The 13,022-nt window shown below is 65.4% G+C and carries 14 protein-coding genes; 1 reads left to right on the forward strand and 13 read right to left on the reverse strand.

Annotation, left to right across the window (positions count from 1 at the left end; genetic code table 11):
- Positions 1-41 precede the first annotated feature (41 nt).
- The 13 genes from lpxB to pyrH all read right to left on the reverse strand — a co-directional run bounded on the left by lpxB (position 42) and on the right by pyrH (position 12,005).
- A complete protein-coding gene (gene lpxB, locus M3465_RS00060; RefSeq protein ID WP_249499665.1) occupies positions 42-1,187 on the reverse strand; it encodes a lipid-A-disaccharide synthase in 1,146 nt (381 codons plus the stop codon).
- On the reverse strand, positions 1,187-1,972 hold the full coding sequence (locus tag M3465_RS00065; RefSeq protein WP_249499666.1) for an LpxI family protein: 786 nt from the start codon (positions 1,970-1,972) through the stop codon (positions 1,187-1,189). Before M3465_RS00065 ends, lpxB begins: the two co-directional genes overlap by 1 nt.
- 4 nt (positions 1,973-1,976) lie before the next feature.
- On the reverse strand, positions 1,977-2,762 hold the full coding sequence (gene lpxA / locus M3465_RS00070; protein ID WP_249499667.1) for an acyl-ACP--UDP-N-acetylglucosamine O-acyltransferase: 786 nt from the start codon (positions 2,760-2,762) through the stop codon (positions 1,977-1,979).
- Complete coding sequence (gene fabZ, locus M3465_RS00075) at positions 2,759-3,220, reverse strand: 3-hydroxyacyl-ACP dehydratase FabZ (RefSeq protein ID WP_249499668.1); 462 nt, start codon at positions 3,218-3,220, stop codon at positions 2,759-2,761. Before fabZ ends, lpxA begins: the two co-directional genes overlap by 4 nt.
- 61 nt (positions 3,221-3,281) lie before the next feature.
- Positions 3,282-3,854 carry an OmpH/Skp family outer membrane protein gene (locus M3465_RS00080; RefSeq protein WP_249499669.1) on the reverse strand — a complete coding sequence of 191 codons (573 nt, stop codon included), beginning with the start codon at positions 3,852-3,854 and terminating at the stop codon, positions 3,282-3,284.
- Between the two features lie 12 nt (positions 3,855-3,866).
- A complete protein-coding gene (gene bamA, locus M3465_RS00085) occupies positions 3,867-6,209 on the reverse strand; it encodes an outer membrane protein assembly factor BamA (protein WP_249499670.1) in 2,343 nt (780 codons plus the stop codon).
- 83 nt (positions 6,210-6,292) lie between these two features.
- The gene (locus M3465_RS00090; protein WP_249499671.1) at positions 6,293-6,451 is read right to left on the reverse strand and encodes a hypothetical protein; all 159 of its coding nucleotides are present in this window, start codon (positions 6,449-6,451) and stop codon (positions 6,293-6,295) included.
- Positions 6,452-6,546: 95 nt separating this feature from the next.
- Positions 6,547-7,890 carry an RIP metalloprotease RseP gene (rseP, locus tag M3465_RS00095; RefSeq protein WP_249499672.1) on the reverse strand — a complete coding sequence of 448 codons (1,344 nt, stop codon included), beginning with the start codon at positions 7,888-7,890 and terminating at the stop codon, positions 6,547-6,549.
- Positions 7,891-7,893: 3 nt separating this feature from the next.
- The gene (gene dxr / locus M3465_RS00100) at positions 7,894-9,066 is read right to left on the reverse strand and encodes a 1-deoxy-D-xylulose-5-phosphate reductoisomerase (RefSeq protein WP_249499673.1); all 1,173 of its coding nucleotides are present in this window, start codon (positions 9,064-9,066) and stop codon (positions 7,894-7,896) included.
- Complete coding sequence (locus tag M3465_RS00105) at positions 9,063-9,851, reverse strand: phosphatidate cytidylyltransferase (protein WP_249499674.1); 789 nt, start codon at positions 9,849-9,851, stop codon at positions 9,063-9,065. The genes dxr and M3465_RS00105 overlap by 4 nt, the downstream gene beginning before the upstream one ends.
- Complete coding sequence (gene uppS / locus M3465_RS00110; protein WP_249499675.1) at positions 9,848-10,579, reverse strand: polyprenyl diphosphate synthase; 732 nt, start codon at positions 10,577-10,579, stop codon at positions 9,848-9,850. The genes M3465_RS00105 and uppS overlap by 4 nt, the downstream gene beginning before the upstream one ends.
- Before the next feature lie 26 nt (positions 10,580-10,605).
- Positions 10,606-11,169, reverse strand: a complete 564-nt coding sequence (frr, locus tag M3465_RS00115) for a ribosome recycling factor (RefSeq protein WP_249499676.1) — start codon at positions 11,167-11,169, stop codon at positions 10,606-10,608.
- A gap of 86 nt (positions 11,170-11,255) precedes the next feature.
- Positions 11,256-12,005, reverse strand: coding sequence for a UMP kinase (gene pyrH, locus M3465_RS00120; protein ID WP_249499677.1), 750 nt, complete (start codon positions 12,003-12,005; stop codon positions 11,256-11,258).
- Positions 12,006-12,124: 119 nt separating this feature from the next.
- Between pyrH and miaA the strand changes: the two genes are divergently transcribed.
- Entirely contained in the window at positions 12,125-13,021 is an 897-nt protein-coding gene (miaA, locus tag M3465_RS00125) for a tRNA (adenosine(37)-N6)-dimethylallyltransferase MiaA (RefSeq protein ID WP_249499678.1), read from the forward strand.
- Position 13,022 lies beyond the last annotated feature (1 nt).

A 13,022-nucleotide genomic window follows, 5' to 3' on the forward strand; every position in this document is an offset into this window, starting at 1 on the left:
CACTGCCGCATGAATGACGGGGGCCGGGATCACCTGGCCCCTTATTCGTTCAGCCCGTCCAGCACCGCGAGCGCCGCGCGTTCACCCGGCGGTTTGCCCCCGCGCCCTAGCCGTTGCATCGCGAGGGCCATCGCGTGGGCCTGTTCCTCGGGATGTTGCAGCACATTCAGCACGGCATCGGCGATCGGATCGGGCCGGCAATCGGGGCCGATGAATTCCGGCACCGCGCGCGTTTCGGACACGAGGTTGACGAGGGTCACGGTGTCGACCCGCAGCATCCTCCCGATGATCTGGCGCGAGATCCAGTTCATGTCATAGGCGATGACCATCGGCGTCGTGGCCGCGGCCAATTCCAGGGAAACCGTGCCCGATGCGGCGAGTGCCACATCCGAAGCGGCGAAGGCGGCGCGCTTGGCGTCCTGGTCCTTCGCGTCCGAACCGAGCAGGACCGGCTGCACCGGCCAGGCATCGGCCGCTTGCGCCACCATTTGCGCGACATTCGGCGCGGCTGGAAGAACAAAGCGCATGTCGGGGCGCGCGGCCTGCAGCCGTGCGGCAACCTTGCCGAAAACCGGCATGAGCCTCGACACCTCGCTGCGCCGCGATCCGGGCAGAAGCAGCGCAAGGGGCGCGTTTTCCAACCCATGCGCCTTGCGGAAGGCCGCCGCCTCGTCGGCGTTGGCGACCGGGTCGGTGACGACCGGATGGCCGACGAAATCGCAACGCATCCCGGCGGCTTCCATATAGGGCGGCTCGAAGGGCAGCAGGGCCAGCACCTGATCGATATGACGGGCCATCTTCGCCGCCCGGCCCGGCCGCCATGCCCAGACGGTGGGGGCGACGTAGTGAACGGTGCGGATGTCGCTGCGCGCCTTCACCTGCGCCGCGACGCGCAGGCAAAATTCCGGCAGGTCGATGGTGATGAGCACATCGGGTTTCGCGGCGATCACCGCATCGGCGGTCTGGCGGATGCGGGCCTTGAGCTTGCGATATTGCGCGGCGATCTCGGTGATGCCCATGATCGAGATCTCGTCCATCGGAAAGAGGCTCTGCAATCCGGCCTCGATCATCCGCGCACCGCCGATGCCTTCGAAGGTCACATCCGGCGCATGGGCGCGCAGGCCCGCCATCAGCGCCGCGCCCAGCTTGTCGCCCGATGCCTCCCCGGCGATCACGAAAACCCGCATCAATCCGGCTCCCGCACCCAGAGGAACAGCCCCAGCGCATCGCAGCGCGCCACGGTTTTCGCGCGGTCGAGCAGCAGCACGCCGTCCGCCGAGATCACGATCCCGTCCAGCCCCGCCGCGGCCACGCGTTCCGGCGTGTCCGGCCCGATGGCGGGCAGGTCCGCGCGGCGGTCCTGTGTCGGTTTCGGCGCTTTGTAGAGAATACCGCCCGCCCCCGGCGTCAGCCGCTCCAGCATCGCGTCGGTGCCGGCGGCGTCCTCGCGTGCGATCACCGCACCGCCCCGGATCACGCAGGCCTGCCCGACATCGCGCGCGCCCATATCTGCGACGGTCTTCTCGCCCAGACGCGCATCTTCATCGGTGTGGGATGGCGGCGCTTTCACGGTATGGATCCCCGGCCCGGCGATCAGATCGGCGACGAGGCGGTGCACCGGCACGATGCCGAGCCCCGCTTCCTCGAAAAGCTCCATGACGATGCGCAGCGCGCTGTCATCGCCCGAGGTGAGCGCGCGTTGCAGGCGCGGAACCAGCGGTGCGGTGGCGGCATCGATCTGCGCCGGGTCCACCGGCGGGCGGCGGATCGCTCCGCAGAGGCACACATGGGTGATGCCGCGTGCGGTCAGATCGGTCATCAATGTGCCGAGATGTTCCAGCCGGAAGGTCAGATCGGCGGCCAAGCCCTCCGGCTCGAACCCGCGCAGCACGCAGACGAGCGGACGCTCAGTCAGGGTGCCCACCACGATGCGCGGCAGGCTGCCCTGGCCGCAGATCAGCGCGAGCCTCACCGGCTCAACCCGGCGTCAGGAAGGACCGGCCGGTATCGCCAAGAATGAACTCGACGATATCGCGCACATAGGCGCTGTCGGTCTCTTCGCCCAGACGGCGGGCGCGGTCCTGAAAAGCGCCCTCGCCCTGCGCGAGCATCTGGAACGCGGCGCGCAGCGCGGTAATGTCGGAGCGGCTCACGCCCTTGCGTTTCAGCCCGACAAGGTTCAGCCCGTCAAGACGCCCGCGATCGGCCTGCACGAGGCCGTAGGGGATCACGTCATGCGTGACCATCGTGACCGCCCCGATGATCGCACCGCGCCCGACGCGCACCCATTGATGCACGCCCGACAGCCCGCCGACGATTACGTCATCCTCGATCACGCAATGGCCCGCCAGTGCGGCATTGTTGACCACGATCACCCGGTCGCCCACCTGCACGTCATGGGCGATATGGCACCCGGCCATGAACAGCCCGTCATCGCCAACCCGCGTCAGCCCGCCGCCGCCCTTGGTGCCGGTGTTCATCGTCACATGCTCGCGGATGCGATTGCGCGCGCCGATCTCCAGCCTGGTCTTCTCCCCGTCGAACTTCAGATCCTGCGGAATTTCCCCGATCACCGCGAAGGGAAAGACCTCCGTCTTGGCACCGATAGAGGTTTGCCCGGTCACGACGACATGGCTTTTCAGCGTCACCCCATCCGCCAGAACGACCTCGGGGCCGACATGGCAGAACGGCCCGATCACGCAGTCCGTGCCGACCCGCGCGCCCTCTTCGATCACGGCGCTGGGATGGATCTGCGCTGTCACGCGGGCAGGTCCATCATGGCGGAAAACTCGGCCTCGGCGGCCATCTCGCCGCCCACGGTGGCCTCACCGCCGAACTTCCAGACCTTGCCTCCGGGCTTGCCGCGCAGCGTGGTCAGGCGCATTTCCAGCACGTCGCCGGGGATGACCTTGCGGCGGAACTTGCACTTGTCGATGGCCATGAAATAGACCTTCATCTCCTTGTCCGCCATCTCCAGCGTCGTGCCGACCATCACCGCCGCCGTCTGCGCCATTGCCTCGATGATGGTCACACCCGGCATGATCGGCATGCCCGGAAAATGGCCCTGGAAATGCGGCTCGTTCATGGTGACGTTCTTGATCCCGAGCGCCGATTGCGTGCCGTCGATCTGCTCCACCCGGTCCACCAGAAGGAAGGGATAGCGGTGCGGCAGGATACGCTGGATCAGCTGGATATCGGCGCGAAGAAGCGTGTCGCTCATGGGGCGTCCTTTGATTGTGCTGCGCCCGTGACTAGCAACCGGGCGGCTCAGGGGCAAGCGCTCAGCGCGGCGCGGGGAGGATCGTCTCGCCCTCGCCGAACTCGGCATCGATGCGCTCCACGGCCTTCGCGGTGATGTCCACCGTATCGACGCTCAGCAGCACGGCCCGGCGGTCCAGAACCGCGACCGCGCCGCTTTCCAGCATCAGGTCGAGCAGCACCGGCTGCGCCGCGTTCAGCAGCGCCCGCCGCGCCTCCTCGTTGCGCTGGCCGAGGCTGCGCGCCTTTTCATCCTGCGTGCGGCGCAATTGCTGGACCTTTTCGTCGAACGCGTCGGCGCGGGCGCGGAACTCGGCCGGCGCGAGCGTCTGGCGCAGCTCGGTCAGCTCGCGTTCCTCGGCCAGAAGCTCACCCTCGATCCGGCGGTTCTCGGACGCGACCTGCCGGCTTTCCTCCTCGATCTCGCGCGCGATGCGCTGGCCGAACCGGCTTTCACTGTAAAGCCTATCGGGAGAAATCGTCAGGATCACGCTTTGAACGACGCCCAGATTGGACAGCCCGCCATCGTGCTGCGCCGCGCCCGGACCCGTGAGCCAGAGAAACGCTCCGAGCGCTGCGCTGGCGATCTGCCTCATGCGCGCCCGCATCTAGAACTGGGTCGAGATCGTCAGATCGAAATTCTGCTCTTCGTCGAACTCTTCCTTGCTGATCGCCTCGCTGAAATTGAAGCGCAGCGGGCCGAGCGGCGTGTCCCAGAAGAGCGACAGGCCGATGCTCTGGCGCGCGGTGAAATCCTCGTAAAGGACATTGTCATTCGTCTCGTCGAGACCCCAGAGGCTGCCCACGTCGTAGAAAACGCCGCCCGAGATGCCGTATTCCTCGGGGAAGGGCAGCGGAAATTCCGCCTCGAACCGGGCAACGGCGAAGTAATTTCCGCCAAGCGCGTCATTCACATCGCCGGGGCCGACCTCGCGCGGGCCGATGCCGCCGCCTTCGAAGCCGCGCATCCGGCTGGAGCCGAGCGCGAACCGGTCGGTCACGCGCGAGCTGCCCTCGGTGTAGTTGAGCGCGCCGGCCTCGAGCGTCGCGCGCAGCGTCACATCCTCGCTCAGCACCTTGGTCTGGGCGATGGCGCGCAGGTTGGATTCGATATAGGTGCTGTCGCCGCCAAGCCCACCGAAATCCTGGCCGAATTCGAGCAGGATGCCCGAATTGGGATCGAGCCCGGTGCGGCGCGTGTCATAGCTGTAGCGGTAGCCGACAAAGCTGCTCCAGACTTCGCCCTCCTCTGCCTCGGCGCGAATGATCGAGCCGACCTCGGGTGCCAGATCGTTGATATCCGAATAGCGCGCGCCGTAGCGCAGCGTCAGCCGGCCGTTTTCCGATACCGGAAAGGCGAAGCCGGTGGAAAAATTGCCGATCGCGGTGTCGAACTCGGCATCGGCATTGTCGGTCTCCAGATACCCGACGCTGAAATTGAACGCGAGATCCCGCCCGAGGAAGGCCGGTTCGGTAAAGCTGAAATTGTAATTCGCACTGTCCACCCCCGTCGTCACGCCAAGCGCGAGTTGCTGGCCACGACCGAGGAAGTTGCGCTCGCGGAAGGTGATCGCGGCGCCGAAACCATTGCTTGTCGAATAATTGCCGCCGAAGCTGAGCGAGCCTGTGGGCTGTTCCTCGACATCGACATCGATGATGACCTGTTGCGGTGTGGACCCTTCGCGCGCCTCGACCTGCGCATCGCCGAAAAAGCCGAGCGCGCGCACCCGTTCAGCGCTTTCGCGGATCTCGCGCGGATTGAACGGATCGCCCTCGACCACGCGGAACTGCCGCCGAACGACGCGGTCGAGCGTGGTCGTGTTGCCCTCGATATCGATCCGCTCGACAAAGATGCGCTCGCCCCGTGTGAGCAGGAACTCCACATCCAGCGTCAGATCGCGGTCATTGCGCGACACGCGCGGTTCGACGCGAACGAAATTCAGCCCCTCGCGCACCGCCAGCCGCTCCAGCCGGACAATTTCGTTCTCCACCGCGGTCGGCGAATAGACACGGCCGGAGCGCAGGCGCAGCGCGCTCTGGAACCTGTCCACATCCACCTCGGGCAGATCGGAAGAGGCGGTGACGTTGCCGAAGGTGAATTGTTGCCCCTCTTCGACGTTGAAGGTGATGAAATAGCCGTCGCGCTCCTGGCTCAGCTCGGCATTGACGCCGGTGGTGCGGAAATCGATATAGCCGCGCGACTGGTAGAAATCGCGCAGCACCTGGCGGTCGAACTCGATGCGATCCTCGATGAAGGTATCGGACTGGATCAGCGCGCGCAGGAGCCCGGCCTGTTTCGTCTCGATCACCCGGCGCAGGCGGCGGTCGCTGAACTTGCGGTTGCCGGCAAAGCCGATCCGCTCGACCTCCGAAACGCCGCCCTCGAACACCTCGAAGACCAGATCGACGCGGTTGTCCGAGCGGCGGATCACCTTCGGCTGCACCCGAGCGGCGATGCGGCCCTGTTGTGCATAGGCTTCGGTCAACCGCGTGGCATCGGCTTCGGCGGTGGAGGGGTTGAAGACGCGGCGCGGCTCCGATTGCACGATGCTGGCCAGCGCCTCGTCATCGATGCGGGCATTGCCCTCGAAAGTGATGCGATTGACGGTCGGGTATTCCACGACGCGCACGACCAGCGTGTTGCCGCGCGGTTCGATCTCGACCGTCTCGAATAGGCCGGAGGCAAGAACCCGCTGATAGCCATCGTTCAGCTCGGCCGCCGAGATCGGCTGACCGCGGCTGACGCCGATGTAATTGGCGATGGTGCCGGTCTCGATCCGCTGGTTGCCCTGCACCTCGATCGTGTTGAAGCGGAACTCCTGCGCAAAGGCCAAATCGGGGGCGGTGATGTAACCCACTGAAAGGGCGAGCGATGCCGCTGTCAGAAAGGGCCGAAACCGGGACCCGCACACATCGCTCCGGCTGCCCTGCCCGCCTGTTTTATATGTCATTGCCCACTACCTACTCGGAGTTCCTTTTGGAATCTGAGTATCCAGATTGGCAGCCCATGTCAAAAGCGCAAAGCGCGTGCAGGCTAGTGGAAAGCGGGATGTGTCATAAGCTCAATGATGAGCGAGCCGAAGAAAGAGCCGAGAAAGAGCGCACAGATGATCGCGAGCCCGTAATAGAGCCGGTCCCAATGAACCGCGAGCAGCACGGCAAGTCCGCGATATCCTTCCTGAATTGCCTGCATGGCGCACCTCAAGCTGTAGCTCCGAGGTCAGGTATCGTTTACGATTGTGGCACGCGTTGGCGGCGGATGTGACGATTTTCTGGCGACCTTTCGCCTTACGGGCAGAAAAGGTCGTTGGTCAGCGCGAAGAGCATCAGCGACAGCAAAAGCGTCAGCCCGATCGCCATCATCACCCGCAACGCCTTGTCGCTGGGGGGGCGGCCGCGCACGGCCTCATAGGCGTGGAATACCAGATGACCGCCATCCAGAACGGGGATCGGAAAGAGGTTCAGCAGCCCGACCGCGGTGCTGAGAACGGCGATGAACCAGATGAAGCTCTGCGTGCCCTGCGACGCCATGGAAGCCGAGGTTTCCGCGATGCCAATGGGGCCGGAGAGGTTGCAGGTGCTGATCGCGCCGGTAATCATGTGCCACAGCCCCGACAGCGAGCCGCGAATGATCGCGCCGGTCTGCTCCACCCCGGCGGCGAAGGCCTGCACCGGGCCGATGACTTCGGTTGCCGGCTCGAAGAACATCCCGCCGATGATGCCCATGCGATAGGCGGCCTTGAAACTGCCATCGGGCTGCGGCTCGTCCGTCCGGCGCGGGGTGAGTTGCAATTCGCGATAAGCGCCGTCGCGCCAGACCTGCAGATCGAGCGTCGCGCCGTCGGAGCCTTCGACCGCGTCCTTGAGCTGATCGAAGGCGAAAATCTCCTGCCCGTTCACCGCCGTGATGATATCGCCGGGCCGGAACCCCGCGTCATCGGCCGCCGAGCGCGGCACGATCTGCGTTGCAACCGGCGGGTAAACGTAAGGCCCGCTGACCACGCGTTCGCTGCCCTCGCGGATCACGGTATAGTCGAGGTTTTCCTGCTGCGGCAGCGAATCCATCAGCGCGCGAAACGCCTCTGCCTCGCCGAAGGGGGGCAGCGCGCGGCCCTGGATGGCGACCAGTTCGTCTCCGACCCGCAATTCGTTCTGGCTCGGCACCGCGCGCAATTCGCCGACCTGCACCGGGTCGGTCACATCGCCGCGCAGCATGAAGATGCCGGTGAAAATGAGGATGGACAGCGCGAAATTGAAGACCGGTCCCGCCGCAACGGTGGCCGCCCGCGCCCAAAGCGGCGCGCCGTTCATCGTGCGCCTGCGTTCGGCTTCGGACAAGCCCGACATCGCCTCTTCGTCCTTGCCGCCGGAGGCATTACCGTCACCGCGAAACTTGACGTAACCACCCAGCGGCAGCAGCGCGAATTGCCATTGCGTGCCACGCTTGTCGGTGCGCGAGAACAGCACCGGGCCGAAGCCGAGCGAGAACACATCGGCGTCGATCCCCGACCAGCGCCCCACGATGTAATGGCCGTATTCATGAATGGCGACGATCACCGACAGCGCGATCACGAAGGCCAGAACCGTCCAGATCACGCCGCCGAATTGCGGCAGCAGCGCTGCAATATCCAAACCTCAAATCCTCATTTCGTTCATGATGTCATCCGCCCTCACCCGAGCGAGATGGTCCGCGCCGGTCACGTTATCAAGGGTAATGTCGGCATCAATATGTCCCGGATGAGCCGAAAGGCGGTTCAACACCTCCTCCACGACCTCTGCGATCTGCAGAAACCCGATGCGCCGGTCCAGGAAGCCGTCAAGCGCGCGCTCCTTCGCGGCGTTGAACACCGCGCCGGCCAGACCGCCCGCCGCCATGACCTCGCGCGCCAGCCGCAGCGCGGGCCAGCGCGTCTCGCAGGCTGGGCGGAAGGTGAATTGCCCGAGCGCGACCAGATCGAGCCGTTCGACTGGCAGCGGTTTGCGGTCCGGGTAATGCAGGGCAAAGCCAATGGCGTGCCGCATGTCGGGCGGGCCGACATGCGCCATCAACGCGCCATCGCGGAAGCCGACCAGCGCATGAATCATCGATTCGGGATGCACGACGGCTTCGATCTTGTCAGCGGGTAATCCGAAAAACTCTTTTGTCTCAATTAGCTCAAGCGCCTTGTTAAACATCGACGCGCTGTCTATCGTGATCCTCTGGCCCATGTCCCAATTCGGGTGAGTCGCCGCCTGCTCCGGCGTTGCATGGGCCAGCTCCTCCATCGGCCAGTCGCGGAACGCGCCGCCTGACGCGGTGATGATCACTCTTTCCACGGCACTTGAATCTTCACCGATAAGCGCTTGAAATACGGCGGAATGTTCGCTGTCCACGGGCAGGATGCGCGCATCGTGGCGGCGCGCGGCCTCCAGCATGAGCGGGCCGGCGCAGACCATGCTTTCCTTGTTCGCCAGCGCCAGCGTGGCGCCCTGCTCCAGCGCCTCGAGGCCCGGCGCGAGACCGGCGGCGCCGACAATGGCCGACATGACCCAATCAGCAGGGCGCCGCGCCGCCTCGCAAAGCGCCTCCGGCCCGGCGGCCGCTTCGATACCGCTGCCGGAAAGCGCGGTGCGCAGGTCGGAGAGCCGCGATGGATCGGCGGTGACGGCGAGCCGCGCGCCGAAACGCCGCGCATCGGCGGCAAGACGGTCGATGTTCTGCCCGCCGGTCAGGGCAACGACCTCGTATTCCTCTGGCGCGCGGCCGATCAGGTCGAGCGTGTTCTGCCCGATGGACCCGGTGGCCCCCAGAATGGTGATGCGTTTCATGGCGTGCCCGGTGGAAACCCGATGAGTTGCCCGGCGATGACGATGAAGATCGCCGCGCCCAGCATGCCGTCGAACCGGTCGAGCAAGCCGCCATGGCCGGGAATGAGGCTGGAGCTGTCCTTGACCCCGGCGCGCCGCTTGATCGCGCTTTCGGCGATGTCACCGATCTGACTGGCCATGCTGACGGCGATGCTGACGCCGATGAGACCCACGCCGGCCTTGGTGACACCGGCGAAAAGCAATGCGACGATCGCCGCGCCGATCCAGCCCGCGCTGGTGCCGGACCAGGTTTTCTTGGGGCTGACGCGCGGCCAGAGTTTCGGCCCGCCGATCAGCCGCCCGGCGAAATAGCCAGCAATATCCGTCACCACGACGACGAGCAGCAGCCAGACCATCCATGTCAGCCCGAAATCGTCGCGCAGGGCCATCAGCCCGTAGCCCGCCAGCAGGATCAGCGCGGTGAAGACCGCAAAGGTCACGCCGCCCTTCTCCATCCGCCCGAGGCCGAGCATAGAGGGCAGCATCAGGAGCGGTAGCGCAAAGGCACCGGGCAATTCGATGGACACCATTGCCACAAGCCCCGCCGCCAGCCCGAGCAGCAGAGCGGAATTGTTGCGGCTCGCGTCGAGCATCTTGACCAGTTCCCAGACCATCATCCCGACGATGACCGCGATCATGGCGTGAAACCACAGCCCGCCAAGCCAGACGCCGAGCGCGCCGATACCGACCATCGCAACCGCCGAGATCAAACGCGGCGCCAGATCGTTCCAGCGGCCTTCGCTCATGCGGAAACGGCGCCGAACCGGCGTTCCCGGGTGCCGTAGCTGCCAACGACCGAACGGAACTCGGCTGCGGTGAAATCCGGCCAGAGCGTGTCGATGAATTCGTATTCCGAGTAGGCCGATTGCCAGAGAAGGAAATTGGAGATCCGCGCCTCTCCGCTGGTGCGAATGACAAGATCCGGATCGGGCAAAACGCAGGTATCGAGATACTTCGGCAGCGTTTCTTCATCCACGCTTTCTGGATCGAGCCGTCCCGATGCCACATCGCGAGCCAGCCGCTTGGTGGCGCGGGCAACCTCGTCGCGGCCGCCGTAATTGATCGCAATGGTCAGGTTGACGGTGCGGCAATCGAGCGTCAGCGCCTCCAGCTCGTCCATCATCGCGACCAGCTTGGCATCGAGCCGCACCCTGTCGCCGATGAACCGCACGCAGACATCGTTTGCCTTCAGCGCCTTTGCCTCGCGGGTGATGTAGCGGCGAAAGAGGTTCATCAGCCCCGCCACCTCGGATTGAGTGCGCTTCCAGTTCTCGGTCGAGAAGGCAAAGACGGTCAGGTAATCGACACCCAGATCCGGGCAGGCCTCGACGATCTCGCGCACCCGCCGCGCGCCGGCCTGATGGCCGAACAGGCGCGGGCGGCCGCGCTGGGTTGCCCAGCGCCCGTTGCCATCCATGATAATCGCGACATGGCGCGGGCCATCGCCGGTTTGTTCTGGCTGCGGCTGTGCCATGATGCGCTATCCTTCTGTCGCGGCCCTCAGACCTGCATGATCTCATCCTGCTTGGTCTCGAGCGCGGAGTCGATCCGTTTGATGTAATCGTCGGTCAGCTCCTGCACCTCGGTTTCCCAGAATTTCTGGTCGTCCTCGGACATGCCATCGGCCTTGGCCTTCTTGATCTGGTCCATCCCGTCGCGTCGGATGTTGCGCACCGAAACGCGGGCATGTTCGGCATATTGCCCGGCCACCTTGGTCAGATCGCGGCGGCGTTCCTCGTTCAGCTCGGGGATCGGCAGCATGATGATGGTGCCGTTGAGCTGCGGGTTGATGCCCAGACCGCTTTCGCGGATCGCCTTTTCGACCTTGCCCACAAGCCCCTTGTCCCAGACATTGATCGTCACCATGCGCGGCTCGGGCACGTTGACGGTGCCGACCTGATTGATCGGCGTCATGCTGCCATAGGCATCGACCATCACCGGCTCCAGCATGGAGGCACTGGCCCGCCCGGTGCGCAAGGATGCGAATTCGGTGCGCAGGTTCGCCATCGCGCCGTCCATGCGGCGTTTCAGATCGTCGGTATCGAGTAGGAAATCGTCTGCCATGTGGCCCTCAAGATCGCGTTTTTGCTTTGACTGCTGTTCTAGGCCAGCCGCGCCCGATTGTATAGCGTCTTGCCCCGGCCCGGCGCTCAGGCCGTGCCCGGAGGGCCGCCGTGCACTTCGGTATAGGTGCCCTGCCCGGCAAGGATGCCGCGAAAGCCGCCCGGCTCGTCGAGCGAGAAGACGATGATCGGCAGGTTGTTCTCGCGCGCGAGCGCGATGGCGGAGGCATCCATCACCCCGAGCCGCTTTTGCAGCACCTCGTCATAGGTCACGCGGTCATAGCGCTTGGCGTCGGGGTTGCGCACCGGATCGGAATCGTAGACGCCATCGACCTTGGTGCCCTTGAAGATCGCCTCGCAGCGCATCTCGTTGGCCCGCAGCGTCGCGGCGGTGTCGGTGGTGAAGAACGGGTTGCCGGTGCCGGCGGCGAAAACGCAGACGCGCTTTTTCTCCAGGTGGCGCACGGCGCGGCGGCGGATATAGGGCTCCGCCACCTCGTTCATCGTGATGGCGGAGATTACGCGGGTGTGGATGTTCAGCCCTTCGAGCGCCGATTGCATCGCCAGCGCGTTCATCACGGTGGCAAGCATGCCCATGTAATCGGCGGTCGTCCGCTCCATCCCCTGCGCGGAGCCTTGCAGCCCGCGAAAGATGTTGCCGCCGCCGATCACCATGCAGATCTCGACGCCGAGATCATGCACCGATTTGACCTCGCGGGCGATGCGCTCGACCGTAGGCGGGTGCAGACCGTAGCTTTGATCGCCCATCAGCGCCTCGCCGGATATCTTGAGCATGACGCGGTTGTATTTCGTTGCGGGTGCGTCGGTATCGGGCATGTTGCGCTCCGTTGGATGGGCGGTCTAAAATCCGCGCCAAAATGTCGGAAAACCGGCCGGGGGGCAAGATGCAGTCGCGCCGGATCGGTCCGGCGCGAGTGGAAAGGCCGGCGCGACAGATGCGCGATACATCCTTCAGGGCAGACAGGCTCGATCCCGCGCGCCCGGTGCTGATCGCGGGGCCGACGGCGAGCGGCAAGTCCGAACTGGCGCTGCGCATTGCCGAGGCGCAGGGCGGCGTGATCCTCAATGCCGATGCGATTCAGGTCTATGAAGACTGGCGCGTGCTGACGGCGCGGCCTTCGCGCGCGGACGAGGCGCGCGCGCCGCATGCGCTTTACGGGCATGTGCCGGGGCATCTGCCCTATTCGGTGGGAGACTGGCTGCGCGATCTGGAGCCGTATCTCGCGGGGCCGGAGCGGCCCATCATCGTCGGCGGCACTGGACTTTACTTTACCGCGCTGACCGAAGGTCTGGCGCAAATCCCGCAGACCCCGGCGCATCTGCGCGAAGAGGCGATGGCCCGGATCGCAAGGGATGGGCATGAGAGCCTGATCGCCGCGCTCGATCCAGACACGCGCGGGAGGATCGATCTGGCGAATCCGATGCGCGTGCAGCGGGCCTGGGAGGTGCACGAGGCGACGGGCCGGGGGCTTGCCGAATGGCAGGACGCGACCCCGCCGCCGCTTCTGCCGCTGGGCGAGGCGCAGGCATTCGTCGTGGATGCGCCGAAGGACTGGCTGACCCCGCGCATCGCGGCACGGTTCGCGCGCATGATCGATGGCGGCGCGTTGGACGAGGCGCGCGCCAACCGGGAGGGATGGCACCCCGCCCTGCCCTCGGCCAAGGCGATCGGTGCGGCGGAACTGATGGCGGTGCTGGACGGCGAGATGGCACTTGACGCAGCGGCAGAGCGGGTCACAATCCTCACGCGGCAATTCGCCAAACGTCAACGCACCTGGTTCCGCGCGCGGATGCGCGACTGGCAGCGCGTGTCGGCCAGCGATCTGACCTGAG

It is taken from the genome of Marivita sp. GX14005 (assembly GCF_023370775.1).
Classification (GTDB): Bacteria; Pseudomonadota; Alphaproteobacteria; order Rhodobacterales; family Rhodobacteraceae; genus Marivita.

What these genes read in the sequence shown, in the direction of transcription:
- miaA (WP_249499678.1), top strand. Translation starts at nt 12,125, where the DNA reads ATGCGCGATACATCCTTCAGGGCAGACAGGCTCGATCCCGCGCGCCCG.
- pyrH (WP_249499677.1), bottom strand. Translation starts at nt 12,005, where the DNA reads ATGCCCGATACCGACGCACCCGCAACGAAATACAACCGCGTCATGCTC.
- M3465_RS00105 (WP_249499674.1), bottom strand. Translation starts at nt 9,851, where the DNA reads ATGAGCGAAGGCCGCTGGAACGATCTGGCGCCGCGTTTGATCTCGGCG.
- frr (WP_249499676.1), bottom strand. Translation starts at nt 11,169, where the DNA reads ATGGCAGACGATTTCCTACTCGATACCGACGATCTGAAACGCCGCATG.
- M3465_RS00090 (WP_249499671.1), bottom strand. Translation starts at nt 6,451, where the DNA reads ATGCAGGCAATTCAGGAAGGATATCGCGGACTTGCCGTGCTGCTCGCG.
- lpxB (WP_249499665.1), bottom strand. Translation starts at nt 1,187, where the DNA reads ATGCGGGTTTTCGTGATCGCCGGGGAGGCATCGGGCGACAAGCTGGGC.
- uppS (WP_249499675.1), bottom strand. Translation starts at nt 10,579, where the DNA reads ATGGCACAGCCGCAGCCAGAACAAACCGGCGATGGCCCGCGCCATGTC.
- fabZ (WP_249499668.1), bottom strand. Translation starts at nt 3,220, where the DNA reads ATGAGCGACACGCTTCTTCGCGCCGATATCCAGCTGATCCAGCGTATC.
- dxr (WP_249499673.1), bottom strand. Translation starts at nt 9,066, where the DNA reads ATGAAACGCATCACCATTCTGGGGGCCACCGGGTCCATCGGGCAGAAC.
- bamA (WP_249499670.1), bottom strand. Translation starts at nt 6,209, where the DNA reads ATGACATATAAAACAGGCGGGCAGGGCAGCCGGAGCGATGTGTGCGGG.
- M3465_RS00080 (WP_249499669.1), bottom strand. Translation starts at nt 3,854, where the DNA reads ATGAGGCAGATCGCCAGCGCAGCGCTCGGAGCGTTTCTCTGGCTCACG.